Genomic DNA, 20,468 nt, shown 5'->3' with positions numbered 1-20,468 from the left:
TCAGGCCGACCCGACCGGCCGCCCCCGCGCGAGGGAAGCAGTCCCGGATCGTCGCTTCAAGAGGGAGATTCACCCATGTTCACCAGTCTGTCCCGGCCGGGAGCGCGGCTCTTCGCACTTCTCGCGCTGCTGTTCGTCGCCTCGTGCGGCCCCGTCAACGTCGGCAACATCGTCCCCGGCTCGCAGACCGGCCAGCGTATCGACCCCGACGCGCCGGTGCCGGTGGCGCTGCTGGTGCCGGGCGGATCGAGCATCGCCGGCGACGAGCTGATCGCGCGCGACCTCGAGAACGCCGCCCGTCTCGCGATGAGCGACCTGCGCGGCGCGCAGATCGACCTGCGGGTCTACGACACCGGCGCCACCCCGGCCGGCGCCGCGAACGCCGCCGGCACCGCCGTCGCCGAGGGCGCCAAGGTGATCCTCGGCCCGCTGCGCGCCGACGCCGCCGTCGCCGCGAGCACCGCCGTCGCCGACGTCAACGTCCTCGCCTTCACCAACACCAGCGCCGTCGCCGGGGGCAACCTGTTCATCCTCGGCCCCACCTTCGACAACATCGCCAACCGGCTCGTCTCGTTCGGCAGCGGCCAGGGCCTGAACCGCTACCTCGTCGTCTACGGCGACGACGCGCAGGGCGTGGCGGGCCGCGACGCGGTGAGCCGGGCGGTGCAGCGTTCGGGCGGCGTGCTGCTCGGGATGGAAAGCTACCCGCTGACCTCGCAGCAGGCCGTGACCGAGGCCGCGCCGCGCATCGCGGCGGCCGCCCGCTCGACGGGGGCGCAGGGCGTGTTCCTGACCGGCGGCGTCAACGCCGACCTGCCGATCATCGCCACCGCGCTCCCCGAGGCCGGCCTCTCGCCCGTCGAGACCCGCTTCTTCGGCCTCACCCGCTGGGACGCGGCGAGCCAGGCGCTGGCGCTGCCGGGGCTGCAGGGCGGCTACTTCGCCCGGCCCGACACCGCGGCGATCACCAGCTTCGAGGCCCGCTACCAGGCCGCCTACGGCGACGAGCCGCACCCGCTCGCCGGGCTCGCCTACGACGGCATCGCCGCCATCGGCGCGCTGGTGGCCCAGGGCGACACGGACGCGCTCACCAGCCGCAGCCTGACCCAGCCCTCGGGCTTCACCGGCACCTCGGGCATCTTCCGGCTGCTGCCCAGCGGCCTCAACGAGCGCGCCCTCTCCGTCGCCACGATCCGCAACAACCAGGTGGTGATCGTTGATCCAGCCCCGACCAGCTTCGCCGCTGCAGGCCTCTGAGGCCTCGAGCCCCGGCGAGGACGTCAAGACTCCGCTCCCCGACGCGCTGATCCTGCCGGCGGAGCGGATCTTCGACGGCCCGGCGATCGAGGCGCGCATCGACGCGCTCATCGCCGAGACCGGAGACGTACGCGCGGCGCGGCCGAAGATCATCGCCCTGCTCAACGAGGCGCGCCTCACGGGCATGGCGGCGATCGCGGACGCCTTCGCGGCCGCGCCCTTTGAGTCGCGCAAGACCAAGCGCGCCTACGCCTGGCTCACCGACCAGCTCGTCCTCGCGACGTTCGAGATGGTCCGCAGGCACATGCACCCGCTGCCCAACCCGACCAGCGGCGAGCGGCTCTCGCTGATCGCCGTCGGCGGCTACGGGCGCGGCGAGATGGCGGCCTACTCCGACGTCGACCTGCTGTTCCTGACGCCCTGGAAGATGACCCCCTGGGCCGAGAGCGTCATCGAGTCGATGCTCTACGTGCTGTGGGACCTGAAGCTGAAGGTCGGCCACGCGAGCCGCACCGTGAAGGACTGCATCCGCCTCGCGAAGCAGGATTTCACTATCCGCACCTCGCTCGTCGAGTACCGCCACCTCGCGGGCGACAAGCCGCTCGGCGAAGAGCTCGGCCGGCGGCTGTGGAACGACCTGTTCCACCACACCGCCTCGGACTTCATCGAGGCCAAGCTCGGCGAACGGGCGGATCGGCACAAGAAGCAGGGCGGCCAGCGCTACATGGTCGAGCCCAACGTGAAGGAGGGCAAGGGCGGGCTGCGCGACCTGCAGTCGCTCTACTGGATCGGCAAGTACATCTACGGCGTCCGCGACGCCGGCGAGCTGGTCGATCTCGGCCTGTTCACCCGCGACGAATACGCCACCTTCATGAAGGCCGAGGATTTCCTGTGGGCGGTGCGGCTGCACCTGCACCTGATCGCCGGGCGCGCGATGGACCAGCTCACCTTCGACATGCAGGTCGAGGTCGCCGCGCGGATGAGCTACCGCGACCGCGGCGGCCGGCGCGGGGTCGAGTGGTTCATGCAGCGCTACTTCCGCGAGGCGACGCGGGTGGGCGAGCTGACGCGCATCTTCCTCACCGCGCTCGAGGCCAGCCACACCAAGTCCGAGCCGATGCTGACCCGGCTGTTGTCGCGCCGCCGCCGGGCCCGGCCGCCCTACAAGATCAAGCAGAACCGCCTGACCGTCGGCGACGAGGCGGCGTTTCTTTCCGACAAGTTCAACATGCTGCGGATCTTCGAGGAATCGGTGCGCACTGGCAACCTGCTGCACCCCGACGCGATGCGCCTGATCGCCGCCAACCTGCACCAGATCGACGACGAGGTGCGCCACTCCCCCGTGGCGGCGAAGATCTTCTTCGACACGCTGCTCAAGCACGCCAACCCCGAGCGGGCGCTGCGGCGGATGAACGAGCTCGGCGTGCTCTCCGCCTACCTGCCCCAGTTCGAGCCGATCGTCGCGCTGATGCAGTTCAACATGTACCACAGCTACACGGTCGACGAGCACACCATCCAGTGCATCTCCACGCTCGCCCAGATCGAGCGGGGCGAGCTGACCGAGGAGCTGCCGATCGCGAGCTCGATCCTCAAGGAGGGCGTCAACCGCAAGGTGCTCTACCTGGCGCTGCTGCTGCACGACATCGGCAAGGGGCGCGAGGAGGATCACTCCATCGTCGGCGCGCGGCTGGCACGGGCCATCGCGCCGCGCTTCGGGCTGAAGAAGAAGGAGGCCGAGACGGTCGAGTGGCTGGTCCGCTACCATTTGCTGATGTCGGACATGGCCCAGAAGCGCGACATCGCCGACCCGGCCACGGTGCGCGACTTCGCCAAGGCGGTGAAGACCCGCGAGCGGCTCGACCTGCTCTGCGTGCTCACCGTCTGCGACATCCGCGGCGTCGGGCCGAACGTGTGGAACAACTGGAAGGCCTCGCTGCTGCGCGCGCTCTACCGCCAGACCCGGCGCGGGCTCGAGGACGGGCTCGAGGCGCTGAACCGCGAGGAGCGCGGGGTGCAGGCGCGCAAGAACCTGCGCGAGGCGCTGGCCGACTGGAACGAGCGCGACCTGCGCATCGAGACCACGCGCCACTACCCGCCCTACTGGCAGGGCCTGCACGTCACCGCCCATGTCGACTTCGCCCGCCTGCTGCGCGGCGGCATTGGCCACGACGAGGTCCGCTTCGAGATCACCCCCGACGAGGACCGCGACGCAACGCGGGTCTGCATCGTGATGGAGGACCACCCCGGCATCTTCAGCCGGATGTGCGGCGCGCTGGCGCTGGTGCAGGCCAACATCAAGGACGCCCGCACCTTCACCAGCAAGGACGGCTACGCCTGCGCCGCCTTCTGGGTGCAGGACCAGGACGGCCACCCCTACGAGACCGACCGGCTGCCGAGGCTGCGCGACATGATCGGCAAGACGCTGAAGGGCGAGGTCGTCGCCAAGGAGGCGTTCCGCGACCGCGACAAGCTCAAGAAGCGCGAGGCCGCCTTCAAGGTGCCGACGTCGATCACCTTCGACAACGACGGCTCCGAGATCTACACCATCATCGAGGTCGACACCCGCGACCGCCCGGGCCTGCTCTACGATCTCACCCGCACCCTCGCGGCGGCCAACGTCTACATTGCCTCCGCCGTCATCGCGACCTATGGCGAGCAGGTCGTCGATACCTTCTACGTCAAGGACATGTTCGGCCTGAAATTCCGCTCCGAAAGCCGGCGCCGGGCCCTTGAGGCGAAGCTGCGCGACGCGATACGGCAGGGCGCGCAGCGGGCCCGGCCCTGACCCGAACGGAGAGCGACGTGCAACCGATCAAGCTGATCGCCGGCTTTCTAACCGTCGGCGTCTGGACCCTCCTGAGCCGCGTGCTCGGCTTCGTGCGCGACATCCTGATCGCCGCGAGCCTCGGCGCCGGGCCGGTGGCCGAGGCGTTCCTGATCGCCTTCTCGCTGCCCAACATGTTCCGCCGCTTCTTCGCCGAGGGCGCGTTCAACATGGCCTTCGTGCCGCTGTTCTCCAAGAAGCTCGAAGAGCCCGACGAGGCGCGCGAGTTCGCCCGCGATGCCTTCACCGGACTCGCGACGGTGCTGGTGGTATTCACGGTAATCGCCGTGGCGGCGATGCCGTGGCTGGTGCTGGCGATGGCGTCGGGCTTCCTCGGCGACGAGCGCTACCCGCTGACGGTGATCTACGGGCGCATCGCCTTCCCCTACATCCTGTTCATCTCGCTCGCGGCGCTGCTGTCGGGGGTGCTCAACTCCACCGGCCGCTTCGTCGCCGCCGCCGCCGCGCCGGTTCTGCTCAATGTGATGTTCATCTCGGCGCTGTTCCTCGGCGAGTCGCTGGGCTGGCCCGTCGGCGACACGCTGATCTGGACCGTGCCGCTCGCCGGCCTCGCACAGCTCGCGCTGGTCTGGATCGCCGCGAGCCGCGCCGGCTTCCGCCTCACCTTCCGCCGCCCGCGCCTGACACCCGACCTGAGGCGGCTCGCGATCATCGCCGGCCCGGCGATGCTGGCGGGGGGCGTGGTGCAGGTGAACCTGCTCGTCGGACGGCAGGTGGCGAGCTTCTTCGACGGCGCCATCGCGTGGCTCAACTACGCCGACCGGCTCTACCAGCTGCCCCTCGGCGTCGTCGGCATCGCCGTGGGCGTGGTGCTGCTGCCGGAACTGTCGCGCCGCCTCGCGGCGGGCGACGAGCAGGGCGGGCGCGAGAGCTTCAACCGCGCCTGCGAGTTCTCGCTGGCGATGACCGTGCCCGCCGCCGTCGCGCTCATGGCGATCCCGGTGCCGCTGGTCTCGGTGCTCTTCGAGCGCGGCGCGTTCGACAGTGACGACACCTACGCCACCGCCCTCGCCGTCGCGATCTACGGCGCCGGCCTGCCCGCCTTCGTGCTCCAGAAGACGCTGCAGCCGCTCTACTTCGCCCGCGAGGACACGAAGAGCCCGTTCCGCTTCGCCGTCGTGTCGATGCTGGTCAACGCCGCCGTCGCCATCGGCCTCGCGCCGCTGGTCGGCTACGCCGCCGCCGCGATGGGCACGACGCTGGCGGCCTGGTCGATGGTGGCGCTGCTGTGGTGGAAGAGCCGCCGCATGGGCCCCGCCGCCGCCTTCGACGACCGCTTCCGCCGCCGCATCTGGCGCACCGTCGCCGCCGCGCTGGTGATGGGGCTGACGCTGATGGTGGCGTTCCGCCTCACCGCCCCGGTCTTCGACATGACGCTGATCCGCTACCTCGCGCTCGCCGGCCTGGTGGCGCTCGGCATCGCCGTCTACTTCGCCGTCGGCAGCCTGTTCGGCGCGTTCCGCCTCAGCGAGTTCACCCGCGCCATGCGCCGGCGCAGCGCCACCTAGCGGGTGCGCAGCTTCATCAGCAGCGCCGTCCAGCCGCCGGGTACCAGCAGCGGCGTCAGCGCGAAGCCGATCACGAACCCGGCGAGCTCGGCGATCCATTGCGGGTTGGAGCCGAACAGCATCGCGTAGACGATCTGCAGCACGAACAGGAAGCCGATCAGCCGGAACGCCGCGATCTGCCGCTCGCCGCGTCGCCCGAGGTGGAGCCAGAGGATGTAGGTGTAGGCCCCGATCAGCCCGTAGGCGAGCGGGTAGGCTCCGAACAGCGGCACGTTGTCCGACACGACCAGACCGTAGAAGAGCGCCGACAGCACCGTGCAGGCCAGCATCAGCGCGCCCAGCGCGAAGCCCGTCAGCACCTCGCCCGCGAACTTGCCCATCGCCAGCGTGATGACCACCGCGAAGGCGGCGTGGGTGACGGAGGCGTGGACGAACGGGTAGGTCACGAACCGCGCCAGCAGGTCGGCCGACCACACGCCGCGCTCGGCCACCAGCTCGACGACCCGCGGCGCGAAGGCGTAATCCTCCCACGCCCGGATGCGCCATCCGATCCCCTGCTGCCCCCCGACGATGCCCTGGGCCGCCAGCCCGAGCACCACCTCCACGGCGATCATCGCGAGCACCGCGAGCAGCACGACGGGCGGGATCGGGTTGAGCGGGGTCTCCTGCTGCAAGGCGGTCTCCTTGACGCTGTTGACGGGCATGGGTAAGCGAGGCCGTCCCCGAAAACCAGCCCCGGACGTGTCATGACCGAGCCCACCTTCGCGCCCCGTGTCTTTTCGGGCATCAAGCCCTCCGGCGGGTTGACCCTCGGCAACTACCTCGGCGCCATCAAGCGGTTCGTCCAGACCCAGGACGCGGGCACCGAGAGCATCTTCTGCGTCGTCGACCTGCACGCCATCACCGTCTGGCAGGACCCGGCCGAGCTGCCCGGCATGACCCGCGAGGTCGCCGCCGGCTACCTGGCCTCGGGCATCGACCCCGAGCGCTCGATCCTCTTCAACCAGAGCCAGGTCGCCGCCCACGCCGAGCTCGCCTGGATCTTCAACTGCGTCGCCCGGATCGGCTGGATGAACCGGATGACCCAGTTCAAGGACAAGGCCGGCAAGAACGCCGAGAAGGCCTCGCTCGGCCTCTACGCGTATCCTTCTCTGATGGCCGCCGACATCCTGATCTACCACGCCACCCACGTCCCCGTGGGCGAGGATCAGAAGCAGCACGTTGAGCTGACCCGCGACATCGCCGCGAAGTTCAACCACGACTACAAGGTCGACTTCTTCCCGCTCACCGAGCCGGTGATCGAGGGCCCGGCGATGCGGATCATGAACCTGCGCGACGGCACCAAGAAGATGTCCAAGTCGGGCGAGTCCGACATGGAGCGCATCAACATGACCGACGACGCCGACACGATCGCCAAGAAGTTCAAGAAGGCCCGCACCGACCCCGCGCCGCTGCCGGAGACGCCGGACGAGCTGAAGGACCGGCCCGAGGCGAAGAACCTCGTCGAGATCTACGCCGCGCTGTCCGACAGCACCGCCGAGCGGGTGCTCGCCGAGCACGCCGGCGCGGGCTGGGGCCAGTTCAAGCCCGCCCTCGCCGACCTCGCCGTCGACAAGCTCGCGCCGATCGCCGACGAGATGAAGCGCCTGATGGACGACCCCGCCGAGATCGACCGCATCCTCGCCCGCGGCGCCGAGCGCGCCCGCGAGATCGCCGACCCGGTGCTGGCGCGCACCTACGAGATCGTCGGCCTCGTGCGCTGACGCCGCCCCCGTGCGCCAGCGCACCCCCGCGGTCCGCTGGCGCCGAATTGCGCGCCGGATGGCAGCTGCCCTAGGTGATGGGCAGCAACCGGAGCCGCGCCATGACCTTCACCGCCCCCGCCGAGACCCGCGTCGGCCACGTCCATCTCAAGGTCGCCGATCTCGACCGCGCCATCGCCTTCTATTCCGGCGTCCTCGGCTTCGAGCTGGTGCAGCGCTACGGCGCGCAGGCGGCTTTCCTCTCCGCCGGCGGATACCACCACCATATCGGCCTCAACACCTGGGAGAGCGCCGGCGCCGCGCCGCCGCCGCCCGGCCATACCGGCCTCTACCACACCGCCTTCCTCTACCCCGACCGCCCCGCCCTCGCCCGGGTCCTGCGGCAGGTGCTCGCCGCCGGCATCCCGCTCGACGGCGCGGCCGACCACGGCGTGAGCGAGGCCGTCTACCTGCGCGACCCCGACGCCAACGGCGTCGAGCTCTACCGCGACCGCCCCGAGGCGGAGTGGCCCCGCGCCCCCGACGGCACACTGGCGATGACCAACGCCCGGCTCGACCTCGACGCCCTGCTCGCCGAAGCCTGACCCGGCGGCAGCGCCACGCCGCCTCGCTGGACCTCCGCCGCCGCCTCGCCTAGCGTGCGCGCCACGGGCAGAGGGGGAGCGCGCATGGCGACCGGAACCAACATCCGCACATGGTACGAGGGCCGCTGGCACGACGGCGACGTCGCGGTGATCCGCGCCGCCGACCACGGCGCCTGGCTCGGCTCGGGCGTGTTCGACGGCGCCCGCGCGGTCGGCGGGCTGGTGCCCGACCTCGAGCCGCACTGCGCCCGGGTCAACCGCTCCGCCGAGGCGCTGATGCTCCAGCCCCACATGACCACGGAGGAGATCGTCGCCATCGTCCGCGAGGGCCTGACCCACTACGGCCCCGACGCGGCGGTCTACATCCGGCCGATGTACTGGGGGATCGATTGCGGCATGGCCGCGATCGTGCCCGGCGAGGGCAAGCCCGGCTTCGCGGTCTGCCTCGAGGAGATCCCGATGCCGCCCGAGGGCTTCAGCGTCGAGGTCACCACCACCCGCTTCCGGCGCCCGGTGATGGAGGACGCCGTGGTCAACGCCAAGGCCGCCTGCCTCTACCCCAACAACGCCCGGATGCTCGCCGAGGCCCGCTCGCGCGGCTTCGGCAACGCCCTCGTCGCCGACGCGATGGGCAACCTCGCCGAGAGCGCCACGGCCAACGTCTTCCTCGTCAAGGACGGCGAGGTCTTCACGCCGATCCCCAACGGCACCTTCCTCGCCGGCATCACCCGCGCCCGCCACATCTCCAACCTGCGCGCCGACGGCGTGACGGTCCACGAGACCGTCCTCGGCTTCGACGACGCCCGCGCGGCCGACGAGATCTTCCTGTCGGGCAACATGTCCAAGGTCACCCCCGTCACCGCCTTCGACGACACCCGCTACCAGGTCGGCCCCGTCACCCGCCGCGCCCGCGACCTCTACTGGGACTGGGCCGCCAGCGCTCGCTGAGACCACCCCCCGAGCCTCTGTTCCCGAAGTATCCTCGGGGGGTGAATTGGCCCCATTGGGGCCAAGAGGGGGGCAGACGGCCCCCCTGCCCGCCGCCTCACCGCGCCAGCGTCTCCGCCAGCCGCATCAGCCTCACCGCCTCGGCGCGGTAGCCGTACGGATCGCTCCCGCGATGCTCGGAGGCGAGCGCGATGGCGTCGCCGTAGCGCCAGTCGCCGAGGTAGTCCGAGCCGCGCAGCAGCTCGCCGAAGCCCGCGACGGCGGCGGCAAAGCGGGCCTCGTCGATGGCGGCCGCGTCGGCGCGGATCGACTGTTCGACCAGCTCCGACGTCTCCTCGCCCGGCGCCTTGTAGCGCAGCCGCAGGAAGGCGAGCTCGTCCGCCGGGCCGGCCGCCGCCTCCGCCTCGCCGTAGCGCAGCGGGTCGGTCAGGCGTGCGCCGGAGCCGGTCGGCGTGATCTCGTAGAGCGCCGTCACCTGGTGCCCCGCCCCCAGCTCGCCCGCGTCGACCGCGTCGTTGTTGAAGTCCTCGCGCCGCAGGGCGCGGGTCTCGTAGCCGATCAGCCGGTACTCGGCGACGGCGGCGGGATTGAACTCGACCTGCACCTTCACGTCGTCGGCGATCGGGAACAGCGCTCCGGTGAGCTGGTCGACCAGCACCTTCTGCGCCTCGTGCAGCGTGTCGATGTAGGCCGCCGTCCCGTTGCCGTTCTGCGCGAGCGCCTGCATCGTCGCATCGTCGAGGTTGCCGCGCCCGAAGCCGAGCACCGACAGGTAGGTGCCGCTGTCGCGCTTGTCGGCGATGAAGTCCTCGAGCGCCGACGGGTCCGACAGACCGACGTTGAAGTCGCCGTCCGTCGCCAGCAGGATCCGAGAGACCTCGCCGTCCTCCGTCATCGCCTCGGCGGTCGCGTAGGCCTGCTCCAGCCCGCCCGCGCCGTTGGTCGAGCCGCCCGCCGCGAGCCGCTCGAGCGCCGCGAGGATCGTCGCGCGCTCGCCCGCGGGCGTCGGTGCCAGCACCTCGCCGGCCGAGCCGGCATAGGCGACGATGGCGATTTCGTCCTGGGGGCGCAGCTCCGACAGCATCAGGCGGAACGACTGTTTCAGCAGGCCCAGCTTGTCCGGCGCATCCATCGAGCCCGACGTGTCGACGAGGAACACGAGGTTGAGCGGCGGGCGCGCCTCGACGGGCGGCAGCGCGCCCTGCAGGCCGATATGGACGAGCTGGCGGCCCTCCGCCCAGGGGCTGTCCATCACGCCGAGCGTGGCGCGGAACGGCGCTTCGCCGGCCGCGGGCGCGGGGTAGTCGTAGGGGAAGTAGTTCACCATCTCCTCGATCCGCACCGCGTCGCGCGGCGGCAGCTGGCCGCGGGTGAGCGAGGAGCGCACGACGGCCCAGGAGGCGGTGTCGACGTCGATGGAGAAGGTCGAGACCGGCTCCTCGGCGGCGATCTTCAGCGAAGACGGCTCGACGTCGGGGAAGGCCTCGGTCCCGGCCGGTGGCGCGAGGGCCAGGTCGTCTCCCGGCGCGGCCAGCGACGGCATGGGCGGCGGCAGGGCGCTCGGCTCCGCCATGAACGTGTCGGCAGCGTCGGCCATCGGCGCCATCTCGACCATCGGCGGCGCCTCCTCGGCCGTCGCGGGCCCGGCGCGGCGCTGGAGACGGGGCTCCAGCTCGGCCTCGGGCGCATCCTGCGCGACGGTCGCGGCGACGGCCTCCTCCTCCTCGGGCGCGGCGACGATCTCGGCGACCGCGCCGGTCGGCCCCTCGCCGTCGACCTCGGTCACGTCGGTCACGCTCCCCGGCAACGCCGGGCGCAGCAGCTCCTGCCCCTGCGGGGTGAGGATCAGCAGGCCGCAGGCGACGAGGGCGGTGGTGGCGGCGAGGCCGCCGCGGGTGGAAAGGGTGGCAAGCATGGCGCGTACTCCTGTCAGCAGCCCGTTGCGGGCGGTTGCAGGAGTGGGACGCGCCGCATCGGGCGATTCTTGGAGCCGGTCGTAATATTCGCTCGCCAGCCGCAGCGTCTCGGCCCGCCTGTCCGGGTCGGGGCGCGGCGTCGCGGCGTCCATCGCCGCCTTCAGCTCGTCGAGCTCGTCGGGGAGGGTCATCCGGCCTCCTCCTTCTGTTTCAGCGCCCGCAGGGCCTTCTTCGCCTCCGAGACCCGCCAGCTGACGGTGCCTTCGGAGATGCCGAGGATCTCGGCGGCCTCGGCGTGGGTGATGTCGTCGAGCACCAGCGCCAGCGTGTCGCGCAGGCTGTCGGGCAGCGCGGCCATCGCCGTGCCCAGCCAGTCGCGCGCCTCCGCCGCGCCCGCGAGCGCCGCCTGCCGCCCGGTCTCCCAGTCGCCCCAGCCCTCGGTCGCCTTCACGTAGGTCGCGCGGCGGCGGCGGCGGTCGTGGGCGGCGTTGACGGCGACGCGGTAGAGCCACGTCGTCAGCTTCGCGCTCCGCCGGTAGCTCGCCAGCTTGGCCGGGAGCGCGAGGCAGATGTCCTGCGTCAGGTCCTCCGCCTCGGCGCGGCTGCCGGTGAGGCGGAAGCACAGGGCGAACAGCCGGTCGTACTGCCGCTCGAGCAGTAGCGCGAAGGCGGCCCTGTCGCCGCCGGCGGCCGCGAGGGCCAGGCTTTCGTCGCTCGTGCTCATGCGCATCACGTCTATGGGACGCGGCGGCGCGGTCAATCCTTGGCTGCCGCCGGGTCAGGAACCACGACGCCGCCGCAGCCCCGCCCTGATTGTGCCGGAAAGTCGGAGCACGTTGTGTCAAATGTTAATCCGGAGCCGCTCATGAGCCGCACGCCCATCGCCATCACCGTCGTCTGCAGCATCTGGGCGCTCGCGGTCAGTCCCGTCGCGCCGGGCGTGCTCGAGGCGGCGGCGATGCTGACGGCGATGATCTTCGTCCTCGTGCTGCTGCTGACCCGCCTCTACGACACGCTGACCGGCGGCATCTCGCTGCGCACGGTGCGCCAGCAGGTGCGGGTCGCGGTGCTCTTCGCGGGAGGCGCCTCGGACGAGCGGAAGCGGCGCGGCTTCCGCGCCCTGGCCCGGGCCTACGACCTCGAGCTCGACCGGCTCGCCGGCGCCAACGCGGCGGCGCTGGAGACGGAGCGGCTGGACCGGCTGCTCGGCGACGCCGACCTGGTGCGCGCCACCCTGCCCTGCAGCGTGCCGCCGCTCGAGCCGCGCCACGTCCGCTCCGGCCTGCTCGCGCTCTTCGAGGACAAGCGTCTGGCGGACAGCTACGGCAGCCTGTTCGACACCGTCCTGCGCAGCCGCCTGGCCCGTCCCGCCGAGCCGCTGGCCGCCAACTCCGACTGCGCCCCCCGCGCGCTCGGCCTGCTCGGCGCCTGACCTCAGCCGCGCCGCCAGCCGAGCCCGGCCGCCGTGCGCCCGGCGGGGACGTACTCGCCGCTCACCCAGCCCGCGTAGCCATCGCGCCGCAGCTGCGCGAAGAACGTGCCGAAGTCGATCTCGCCGCTGCCTGGCTCGTGGCGGCCGGGATGATCGCCCACCTGCACATGCCCGACCCGCGGCCCCACGGCCTCCCAGAGCGCCACGACGTTTCCGGTCAGGCGCGCGGCGTGGTAGGTGTCGAACTGCAGCGACAGGTTGGGCGCGGCGACGTCGTCGAGCACCGACAGCGCGAGGTCGTAGTCGTCGAGGAAGTAGCCGGGCACGTCGTGGCCGTTCAGCGGCTCGATCGTCAGCAGCTGCTCCGGCGCCTCGGCGCAGGCCCAGGCGAGGTTATCGGCGAACACCGCGCCCGCCTCCGGACCCTCGGCCACCCCCGCCATCACGTGCACCCGCTCCGCGCCCAGCGTGCGCGCGTAGCGCAGGCTGCGGCGGAAGTCGGAGCGGAAGCGCTCGGCGTGGCCCGGCACGGCGGCGAAGCCGCGCGGCGCGTCGGGGTCGGTGTAGTTCGGCGGCGGGCAGTTGATCAGCGCGAGCGTCAGCTTGTGCCGGCGCAGCTCGCGGGCCATCTCGGCGGGCGTTGAGGTCGTAGGGGAACAGCACCTCCACCGCCTCGAAGCCCGCCTCGGCCGCGGCGGCGAACCGCTCCATCATCGGCAGCTCGGTGAACAGCATCGTCAGGTTGGCGCAGAACCGCATGTGGCCGCTCAATCTCCCGCGCTCACGGCAGCTCGTCCGCCGGGATGATCGGGAAGAACGCCCCGCCGGAGCGCAGCCCGAACCACTCCGCCCCCTCGTGCTCGGCCCGCTCGCCGATCTCGACGAGCCGGTAGAAGCTCTTGCGGTCGATCAGCGCCTCGAGGTTGCGCCGCACCAGCACGTAGGGGCTCGGCTCGCCCGTCTCGGGATCGCGCGCCACCCGGATCGGGTGGTCAGGGCCGGCGAGCACGCGGTCGCCGACGTTGGTGACGAACTCCAGCCCCGCCTCGCGTTGCTCGAAATCGACCGCGACGAAGGGCGCGTCGTCGACCGTGATGCCGACCTTCTCGACCGGGGTGACGAGGAAGTAGGCGTCGCCGTCCTTGCGGATGATCGAGGCGAACAGGCGCACCAGCTCGGGCCGCCCGATGGGCGTGCCGAGGTAGAACCACGTGCCGTCGCGCGCGATGCGCATGTCGAGATCGCCGCAGAAGGGCGGGTCCCACTTGTCGACCGGCGGCGGCCCCTTGCCGGCCGCCGCGCGGGCGGATTTCGCCAGATCATCGGCGGAAACATTCACGTCCATGTGTCGCCGGGCCTTTTGCCATTGGGGTCGTCGGGCATATCTGCTTCCATGTCGCCGACTATAGCCCAGCAGGAGTCTTTTGCCATGAATGCCGACGCCGACCTCGTCGCCGACATCGAAGCGCTCGGCACCCGGCTCGAGACCGCGCGCGACAGCATCTCGCGGCAGTTCCTCGGGCAGGAGCGCGTCGTGGACCTGACCCTCGCCGCGCTGATCTCGGGCGGGCACGCGCTGCTGATCGGGGTGCCGGGGCTGGGCAAGACCCGGCTCGTCAACACCCTCGGCACCGTCATGGGCCTCGACGCCAACCGCATCCAGTTCACCCCCGACCTGATGCCGGCCGACATCATCGGCTCCGAGGTGCTGGAGACGGCCGAGGGCGGGCGGCGCTCGTTCCGGTTCCTGCCGGGGCCGGTCTTCTGCCAGCTGCTGATGGCCGACGAGATCAACCGCGCCAGCCCGCGCACCCAGTCGGCGCTGCTGCAGGCGATGCAGGAGCGCGAGGTGACGGTCGCGGGCGAGCACCGTCCGCTGGGCCGGCCGTTCCACGTGCTGGCGACGCAGAACCCGATCGAGCAGGAGGGCACCTACCCGCTGCCCGAGGCGCAGCTCGACCGCTTCCTCGTCAAGATCGACGTCCCCTACCCGACCCGCGCCACCGAGCGCGACATCCTCATCGCCACCACCGGCGTCGAGGAGGCGGAGGTGCACAACGTGTTCAGCGCCGACGAACTCCTCGCCGCCCAGCGCCTGCTGCGGCGGATGCCGGTGGGCGAGGCGGTCGTGGAGATGATCCTCGACCTCGTGCGCGCCTGCCGCCCCGACGACGACAGCGCGCCCGACGCGGTGCGCCAGTCGGTGAGCTGGGGGCCGGGGCCGCGCGCGGCGCAGGCGCTGATGCTGACGGTGCGCGCCGAGGCGCTCACCCACGGCCGGCTCGCGCCCAACGCCGAGGACGTCCGCTCGATGGCCGGTCCGGTGCTCGGCCACCGCATGGCGCTGACCTTCGCCGCCCGCGCCCGCGGCGAGAGCCTGTCGCGGCTGATCGACGAGGTCGCCGGGCGGATCACCCGCGTCGAGGCCGCCGCGTGAGCGATCCGCTGCTTCTCAGGCAGGGTGCCGAGGAGCTCGCGGCGCCGTTTCCGCCGCTGCTCGCCGAAGCCGAGCACCTCGCCACGACGGTGCTGCTCGGCGAGCACGGCCGGCGGCGGCCGGGCCAGGGCGACGACTTCTGGCAGTTCCGCCCCGCCCTGCCCTTCGACGAGAGCCGCAGCATCGACTGGCGCCGCTCGGGCCGCGCCGACGGGGCGTTCGTGCGCGAGAAAGAGTGGCAGATCGCGCAGAGCGTGATTCTGTGGGTCGACCAGGCGGCCTCGATGTCCTTCACCTCGCTCAAGAGCGGTGAGACAAAGGCGCGGCGCGCGCGCCTGCTGGGGCTGGCGGCGGCGGTGCTGCTGATCCGCGGCGGCGAGCGCGTCGGGATGACCGGCCTGCGCCTGCCGCCGCGCGCGGGCGAGGGCCAGCTCGCGCGGATCGCGGCGCTGCTGTCGGAAGACGAGCCGGCCGATTACGGCGCGCCCGACGCTGGCGGAATGCTGCCCCACAGCCGCGCGCTGTTCGTCTCCGATTTCCTCGGCGACCTCGCGCCCGTCGAGGCGGCGCTGACCAGGGCCGCCGACCGGGGCGTGCGCGGCGCGCTGCTGCAGGTGCTCGACCCGCAGGAGGAGGCGTTCCCCTTCGACGGCCGCACCATCTTCGAGAGCATGACCGGCAGCCTGCGCCACGAGACGCTGAAGGCCGGAGAGCTGCGCGACCGCTACCTCGTGCGCCTCGCCGAGCGGAAGGACTGGCTCGCGGCGCTGGCGGCGACGACGGGCTGGCAATTCTCGGCCCACCACACCGGAGACAGCGCCGCGGCGGCGCTGCTCTGGCTCTACGGCGCGCTGGAGCGGCGCGGCTGATGTGGATGCTCGGTCCCATCGGCTTTGCCGCGCCGTGGCTGCTCCTCGGCCTGGTGGTGCTGCCGCTGCTGTGGCTGATCCTGAAGGCCGTGCCCCCCGCGCCGATCCGCCGCCGCTTTCCCGGCGTCGCGCTGCTGCTCGGCCTGACCGACAGCGAAACCCAGACCGACCGCACCCCCTGGTGGCTCCTGCTGCTGCGCATCCTCGCGGTGGCGCTGGTGATCCTCGGCTTCGCCGGTCCGGTGCTCAATCCGCAGGCGGAGACCGGCGGCAGCGGGCCGCTGCTGGTGCTGACCGACGGCAGCTGGGCCGATGCCCGCGACTGGGAGCGCCGCGCCGACCGGATCGAGGCCGCGCTCGACGAGGCCGGCCGGCTCGGCCGCCCCGTCGCGCTCGTCGCCTTGACCGACCTGCCGCCCGACGGCGGCGCGACCTTCCAGGCCGCCGACGCCGCCGCGGCCCGCCTGCCCGCGCTGCAGCCCGAGGCCTGGGCGCCCGACGCCGACGCCGTCACCGCCTGGGCGGAGACGCTGGAGGGCGGGTTCGACACGCTCTGGCTCTCCGACGGCCTCGCCCGGCCGTGGCGCGAGCCGCTGCTCGGCGCGCTCGAGGCGCGCGGCGCCGTGACGGTGTTCGAGAGCCCCCGCCCGGTGCGCGCCCTGCGCCCGGCGCGCTTCGAGGAAGGCGAGGTGCGGCTGACCGCGCTGCGCGCCGTGACCGGCAGCGCCGCGGAGGCCGACGTCGCCGCGATCGGGCTCGACCCGGCCGGGGCGGAACGGCAGCTCGCGCGCGAGACGGTGGCGTGGGACAGCGGCGAGGACGCCGCCGAGGTCGCGTTCGACCTGCCGCCGGAGCTACGCAACCGGATCACCCGCTTCGAGCTCTCCGGCATCCGCTCCGCCGGGGCCGTCACCCTCGCCGACGACGCGCTCCAGCGCCGCGAGGTGGCGCTGATCGCCGGGGGCGCCGAGCCGGAAGGGCTCGAGCTGCTCGATCCGCTGCACTACCTGCGCGAGGCGCTGGAGCCGACGGCGGACGTGCTCGAGGGCGACCTCAACGACCTGCTGCTCGCCAACCCCGACGTGCTGGTCTTCGCCGACGTCGCCACCCTCGCCGACACCGAGGCCGTCGCGGTGCGCGAGTGGGTCGAGGCGGGAGGCATGCTGCTGCGCTTCGCCGGACCGCGCCTCGCGGCGTCGGACGTGAGCCGGACCGAGGAATCGCCGCTGCTGCCGGTCCGCCTGCGCGCGGGCGGGCGCAGCATCGGCGGCGCGATGAGCTGGGGCGAGCCGAAGACGCTCGCGCCGTTCGCCGAGGACAGCCCGTTTTTCGGCCTGCCCCTGCCCGACGACGTGGTCGTCAACGCGCAGGTCATGGCCCAGCCCGACCCTTCGCTCGCCGCGCGCGTCATCGCGCAGCTCGCCGACGGCACGCCGCTGGTGACGCGCAAGCCGCTCGGCGATGGGCAGGTCGTGCTGTTCCACGTCACCGCCAATGCCGAGTGGTCGTCGCTGCCGCTGTCGGGGCTGTTCGTCGACATGCTCGAGCGCCTCGCCGTCTCGACCCGCCCGCCCCAACTGACCGAGGCCGAACTCGCCGGCACGACATGGGCCCCGGAAGAGGTGCTGACCGCGTTCGGGCGCATCGAGGAGGCCGACACCCTGCCCGGCGTCACCGGCGAGCGCCTCGCCGCCGGCGGGCCGGGCCCGGACATGCCGCCCGGCCTCTATGCCGGCGACGACCGGCGCATCGCGGTCAACGTGCTCGACGCCGAGGCGACGCTCGCGCCGATGGAATGGCCGGCGCGGGTGCCGGTGGTGGGCCTCGAGGTGCTGCGCGAGACGGTGCTGAAGGGCTGGGTGCTGGCGGCCGCGCTGGCGCTGCTGCTCGCCGACGTCCTCGCCTCGCTCGCCCTCTCCGGCCGCCTGCGCGGACCGCGCGCCGCGCCCGCCGCCCTCGCGCTGACCCTCGCGCTCGCCGCCGCGCCCGACGCGCCCCGCGCGCAGGACGCGCCGCCGCCCGATCCGGCCGCCGACGCGCTGGCGCTCGAGGCGACGCAGGAGGTGGTGCTGGCGCACGTCCTCACCGGCAACCGCCAGGTCGACGACACCGCCGAGGCGGGGCTGCGGGGGCTGTCGGACGTGCTCTACCGGCGCACCTCGATCGAGCCCGCCGCGCCGCTCGGCGTCGATCTGGAGACCGACGAGCTCGCCTTCTTCCCGCTGCTCTACTGGCCGGTCACGGAGGACCAGCCGATCCCCTCCGCCGACGCCTACGCCAGGCTCAATCGCTACCTGCGCTCGGGCGGGATGATCCTGTTCGACACCCGCGATGCCGACCTCGCCGGCTTCGGCTCGTCCTCGCCTGAGGGACGCAAGCTGCAGGCGCTGGCGCGCGGGCTCGACATCCCGCCGCTCGAGCCACTGCCCGCCGACCACGTGCTGACCCGCACCTTCTACCTGCTGCAGGACTTCCCCGGCCGCCACGCCGGCCGCGAGATCTGGGTCGAGGCCGCGCCGCCGGGGGCCGAGCAGGTCGAGGGCATGCCGTTCCGCGACCTCAACGACGGGGTGACGCCGGTGGTCATCGGCGGCAACGACTGGGCCGCCGCCTGGGCCACCGACGAGGCCGGCAACCGGCTGTTCCCGGTGGGGCGGGGCATGACGGGGGAGCGGCAGCGCGAGATGGCCTATCGCTTCGGGGTGAACCTGGTGATGCACGTGCTCACCGGCAACTACAAATCCGACCAGGTGCACGTGCCGGCCCTGCTGGACCGGCTCGGCCAGTGATCCGGCCGCCTACTTCTGGAGACGTCGTGACCTTGCATATTTTTGGCCAGATGAAGGGGAGCCGCGCGTGACGGAGAGCGTCATCCTCGATCCGCTGGTGCCGATGTGGCTGCTCTGGGCGGCGACCGGCGTCGCGGTGCTGTTCGTGGCGCTGGCGCTGTGGCGCGGGCTGGCCGGCTGGTGGCTGCGCGGCCTCGCGGCGGCGGCGCTGCTGGCGGCGGTGGCGAACCCGTCGCTGCAGAGCGAGGCGCGCGAGGCGCTGAGCGACATCGTCGTCGCCGTCGTCGACGAGAGCGCCAGCCAGCGCATCGCCGACCGGCCCGAGCAGACCGAGGCGGCGCTGGCGCGGCTGCGCGACGAGGTGGCGGCGCTGGAGAACACCGAGCTCCGCGTCACCCGGCTCGGCGACAGCGAGGGCGACGGCGGCACGCTGCTGATGGGCGCGCTGGCCGAGGCGCTGGCGGAGGAGCCGCAGGGGCGCGTCGCGGGGATGGTGCTGATCACCGACGGGCGGCTGCACGACCTGCCCGGCGCTCCCGAGACGCTCGCCGCGCCGCTCCACACGCTGCTCACCGGGCACGAGGACGACTGGGACCGCCGGCTGGTGGTCAAGAACGCCCCGGCCTTCGCGATCCTCGGCGAGCCGGTCACGCTGACCCTGCGCGTCGAGGACCAGGGCGCCGCCCCCGGGGCGGCGCTGGTGCCGCTGACCATCGCCATCGACGGCGGCGCGCCGATGCGCTTCGAGGTGCCGCTGAACGAGGACCTCGAGCTGCCCGTCACCCTGCCGCACGGCGGGATGAACGTGCTGCAATTCGCCACCCCCGCCGCCGAGGGCGAGCTGACCGACCGCAACAACGCCGCCGTGCTGCAGATCAACGGCGTGCGCGACCGGCTGCGGGTGCTGCTGGTGTCGGGCGAGCCGCATCCGGGCGAGCGCACCTGGCGCAACCTGCTGAAGTCGGACAGCTCCGTCGACCTCGTCCATTTCACCATCCTGCGCCCGCCGGACAAGCAGGACGGCGTGCCGGTGGACGAGCTGTCGCTGATCGCCTTCCCGACGCGCGAGCTGTTCCTCGAGAAGATCGACGAGTTCGATCTCATCATCTTCGACCGCTACAAGCGGCGCGGCATCCTGCCGACGCTCTACCTCGACAACATCCGCGCCTACGTCGAGAACGGCGGCGCGGTGCTCGTCGCCGCCGGGCCGGACTTCGCCAGCGCCGACTCGCTCTACCGCTCGCCGCTCGCCGCCGTGTTGCCGGCCGAGCCGACGGCGCGGGTCTACGAGCAGGGCTTCCTGCCCGAGCTGACCGACCTCGGCCAGCGCCACCCCGTCACCGAGGGCCTCGAGCCGGTGCCGGGCGAGGGCGGCCCCGGCTGGGGGCGCTGGTTCCGCCAGATCGAGGTCGATGCGCTGCCCGGGGCGCAGGTGGTGATGGAGGGCATCGACGGGCTGCCGCTCCTGGTGCTCGACCGCGCCGGCGAGGGCCGGGTCGCGCTGATGGCGTCGGACCACATCTGGCTCTGGAACCGGGGCTACGAGGGCGGCGGGCCGCAGCTCGAGCTGCTGCGGCGGCTGGCGCACTGGATGATGAAGGAGCCCGAGCTCGAGGAGGAGGCGCTCTGGGTCGAGCCGACGGGGCTGACGATGCGCGTCATTCGCCGCACGCTCGAGGACACGGCGAACGACGTGGCGGTCACGCACCCCGACGGCAGCGAGACCGTGCTGACGCTTGAGCAGACCTCGCCGGGCCGCTTCGAGACGCTGTGGGAGGCGCCGGAGATCGGGCTCTACCGCCTGAGCGACGGCACCGAGGAGACGGTGATCGCCCTCGGCCCGGCGGCGCCGCGCGAGTTCGAGCAGACGATCTCGTCGCCCGAGCCGCTCGCCGAGCTGGTCGACCGCACCCGCGGCGGGCAACTCGCCATCGCCGACGGCGGCTTCGACCTGCGCGAGGTGCGCCCCGGCCGCCCTGCCGCGGGGCGCGGCTGGCTCGGCATCACCCCGCGCGGCGCCTACCTCACCGCCGACGTGAGCGTGGCGCCGCTGCTGCCGGCCTGGGCGTTCCTGTTGCTGGCGTCGTTGCTGGTGATCGGGGCGTGGCTGCGCGAGGGGC

The 20,468-nt window shown here is 72.5% G+C and carries 16 protein-coding genes; 11 read left to right on the top strand and 5 right to left on the bottom strand.

The features are described from left to right. Window positions 1–75: 75 nt before the first annotated feature. From OG2516_RS16150 to murJ, 3 genes are read left to right on the top strand one after another with little or no spacing between them, the layout of a single operon-like run. Window positions 76–1,257 (top strand): penicillin-binding protein activator, encoded by a 1,182-nt coding sequence (locus OG2516_RS16150; protein WP_007256698.1) that lies wholly within the window; start codon window positions 76–78, stop codon window positions 1,255–1,257. Continuing rightward, window positions 1,217–4,042 (top strand): [protein-PII] uridylyltransferase, encoded by a 2,826-nt coding sequence (locus OG2516_RS16145; protein ID WP_007256697.1) that lies wholly within the window; start codon window positions 1,217–1,219, stop codon window positions 4,040–4,042. The genes OG2516_RS16150 and OG2516_RS16145 overlap by 41 nt, the downstream gene beginning before the upstream one ends. A 17-nt stretch (window positions 4,043–4,059) precedes the next feature. Next, window positions 4,060–5,610, top strand: coding sequence for a murein biosynthesis integral membrane protein MurJ (gene murJ / locus OG2516_RS16140; RefSeq protein ID WP_007256696.1), 1,551 nt, complete (start codon window positions 4,060–4,062; stop codon window positions 5,608–5,610). Here the strand turns inward: murJ and OG2516_RS16135 are convergent. After that, window positions 5,607–6,284, bottom strand: coding sequence for a rhomboid family intramembrane serine protease (locus OG2516_RS16135; RefSeq protein WP_040616207.1), 678 nt, complete (start codon window positions 6,282–6,284; stop codon window positions 5,607–5,609). The two genes, murJ and OG2516_RS16135, sit on opposite strands and share 4 nt — an antisense overlap. 72 nt (window positions 6,285–6,356) lie before the next feature. On the opposite strand from OG2516_RS16135, the gene trpS reads away from it, so the two are divergent. From trpS to OG2516_RS16120, 3 genes are all read left to right on the top strand, one after another. Next, window positions 6,357–7,373, top strand: coding sequence for a tryptophan--tRNA ligase (trpS, locus tag OG2516_RS16130; RefSeq protein ID WP_007256694.1), 1,017 nt, complete (start codon window positions 6,357–6,359; stop codon window positions 7,371–7,373). Window positions 7,374–7,474: 101 nt separating this feature from the next. Further along, entirely contained in the window at window positions 7,475–7,957 is a 483-nt protein-coding gene (locus tag OG2516_RS16125; protein ID WP_007256693.1) for a VOC family protein, read from the top strand. 84 nt (window positions 7,958–8,041) lie between these two features. Continuing rightward, complete coding sequence (locus tag OG2516_RS16120) at window positions 8,042–8,905, top strand: branched-chain amino acid aminotransferase (protein WP_007256692.1); 864 nt, start codon at window positions 8,042–8,044, stop codon at window positions 8,903–8,905. Between the two features lie 97 nt (window positions 8,906–9,002). Here OG2516_RS16120 and OG2516_RS16115 read toward each other — a convergent pair whose 3' ends face one another. Further along, complete coding sequence (locus tag OG2516_RS16115) at window positions 9,003–11,012, bottom strand: VWA domain-containing protein (protein WP_007256691.1); 2,010 nt, start codon at window positions 11,010–11,012, stop codon at window positions 9,003–9,005. Next, the gene (locus OG2516_RS16110) at window positions 11,009–11,551 is read right to left on the bottom strand and encodes an RNA polymerase sigma factor (protein WP_007256690.1); all 543 of its coding nucleotides are present in this window, start codon (window positions 11,549–11,551) and stop codon (window positions 11,009–11,011) included. Before OG2516_RS16110 ends, OG2516_RS16115 begins: the two co-directional genes overlap by 4 nt. Before the next feature lie 135 nt (window positions 11,552–11,686). On the opposite strand from OG2516_RS16110, the gene OG2516_RS16105 reads away from it, so the two are divergent. Continuing rightward, complete coding sequence (locus OG2516_RS16105; RefSeq protein ID WP_007256689.1) at window positions 11,687–12,253, top strand: hypothetical protein; 567 nt, start codon at window positions 11,687–11,689, stop codon at window positions 12,251–12,253. Between the two features lie 2 nt (window positions 12,254–12,255). On the opposite strand, the gene OG2516_RS16100 is transcribed toward OG2516_RS16105, so the two are convergent. Both OG2516_RS16100 and OG2516_RS16095 read right to left on the bottom strand, forming a co-directional pair. Beyond that, window positions 12,256–12,882 carry a hydroxypyruvate isomerase family protein gene (locus OG2516_RS16100; protein WP_007256688.1) on the bottom strand — a complete coding sequence of 209 codons (627 nt, stop codon included), beginning with the start codon at window positions 12,880–12,882 and terminating at the stop codon, window positions 12,256–12,258. A gap of 152 nt (window positions 12,883–13,034) precedes the next feature. Next, complete coding sequence (locus tag OG2516_RS16095) at window positions 13,035–13,598, bottom strand: DUF1285 domain-containing protein (RefSeq protein WP_007256687.1); 564 nt, start codon at window positions 13,596–13,598, stop codon at window positions 13,035–13,037. 84 nt (window positions 13,599–13,682) lie between these two features. Between OG2516_RS16095 and OG2516_RS16090 the strand changes: the two genes are divergently transcribed. The 4 genes from OG2516_RS16090 to OG2516_RS16075 form a co-directional block, all read left to right on the top strand. Further along, window positions 13,683–14,690, top strand: a complete 1,008-nt coding sequence (locus OG2516_RS16090) for an AAA family ATPase (protein WP_007256686.1) — start codon at window positions 13,683–13,685, stop codon at window positions 14,688–14,690. Then, entirely contained in the window at window positions 14,687–15,559 is an 873-nt protein-coding gene (locus tag OG2516_RS16085; RefSeq protein WP_007256685.1) for a DUF58 domain-containing protein, read from the top strand. Before OG2516_RS16090 ends, OG2516_RS16085 begins: the two co-directional genes overlap by 4 nt. Beyond that, window positions 15,559–18,348, top strand: a complete 2,790-nt coding sequence (locus tag OG2516_RS16080; RefSeq protein ID WP_007256684.1) for a DUF4159 domain-containing protein — start codon at window positions 15,559–15,561, stop codon at window positions 18,346–18,348. The genes OG2516_RS16085 and OG2516_RS16080 overlap by 1 nt, the downstream gene beginning before the upstream one ends. 67 nt (window positions 18,349–18,415) lie before the next feature. Next, window positions 18,416–20,468: hypothetical protein (locus OG2516_RS16075; RefSeq protein WP_007256683.1), on the top strand; the 2,053-nt coding region annotated here is incomplete at its 3' end.

It is taken from the genome of Oceanicola granulosus HTCC2516, from assembly GCF_000153305.1.
GTDB classification, from domain to species: Bacteria; Pseudomonadota; Alphaproteobacteria; order Rhodobacterales; family Rhodobacteraceae; genus Oceanicola; species Oceanicola granulosus.
The sequence above is the reverse complement of the archived record's forward strand: the minus strand, read 5'-3'. Positions and strand labels throughout refer to the sequence as shown.

Excerpts from the sequence above, each read along its gene's own strand:
- OG2516_RS16150 (WP_007256698.1), top strand. The coding sequence starts at position 76 with ATGTTCACCAGTCTGTCCCGGCCGGGAGCGCGGCTCTTCGCACTTCTC.
- trpS (WP_007256694.1), top strand. The coding sequence starts at position 6,357 with ATGACCGAGCCCACCTTCGCGCCCCGTGTCTTTTCGGGCATCAAGCCC.
- OG2516_RS16125 (WP_007256693.1), top strand. The coding sequence starts at position 7,475 with ATGACCTTCACCGCCCCCGCCGAGACCCGCGTCGGCCACGTCCATCTC.
- OG2516_RS16120 (WP_007256692.1), top strand. The coding sequence starts at position 8,042 with ATGGCGACCGGAACCAACATCCGCACATGGTACGAGGGCCGCTGGCAC.
- OG2516_RS16115 (WP_007256691.1), bottom strand. The coding sequence starts at position 11,012 with ATGACCCTCCCCGACGAGCTCGACGAGCTGAAGGCGGCGATGGACGCC.
- OG2516_RS16110 (WP_007256690.1), bottom strand. The coding sequence starts at position 11,551 with ATGCGCATGAGCACGAGCGACGAAAGCCTGGCCCTCGCGGCCGCCGGC.
- OG2516_RS16105 (WP_007256689.1), top strand. The coding sequence starts at position 11,687 with ATGAGCCGCACGCCCATCGCCATCACCGTCGTCTGCAGCATCTGGGCG.
- OG2516_RS16100 (WP_007256688.1), bottom strand. The coding sequence starts at position 12,882 with ATGGCCCGCGAGCTGCGCCGGCACAAGCTGACGCTCGCGCTGATCAAC.
- OG2516_RS16095 (WP_007256687.1), bottom strand. The coding sequence starts at position 13,598 with ATGGACGTGAATGTTTCCGCCGATGATCTGGCGAAATCCGCCCGCGCG.
- OG2516_RS16090 (WP_007256686.1), top strand. The coding sequence starts at position 13,683 with ATGAATGCCGACGCCGACCTCGTCGCCGACATCGAAGCGCTCGGCACC.
- OG2516_RS16080 (WP_007256684.1), top strand. The coding sequence starts at position 15,559 with ATGTGGATGCTCGGTCCCATCGGCTTTGCCGCGCCGTGGCTGCTCCTC.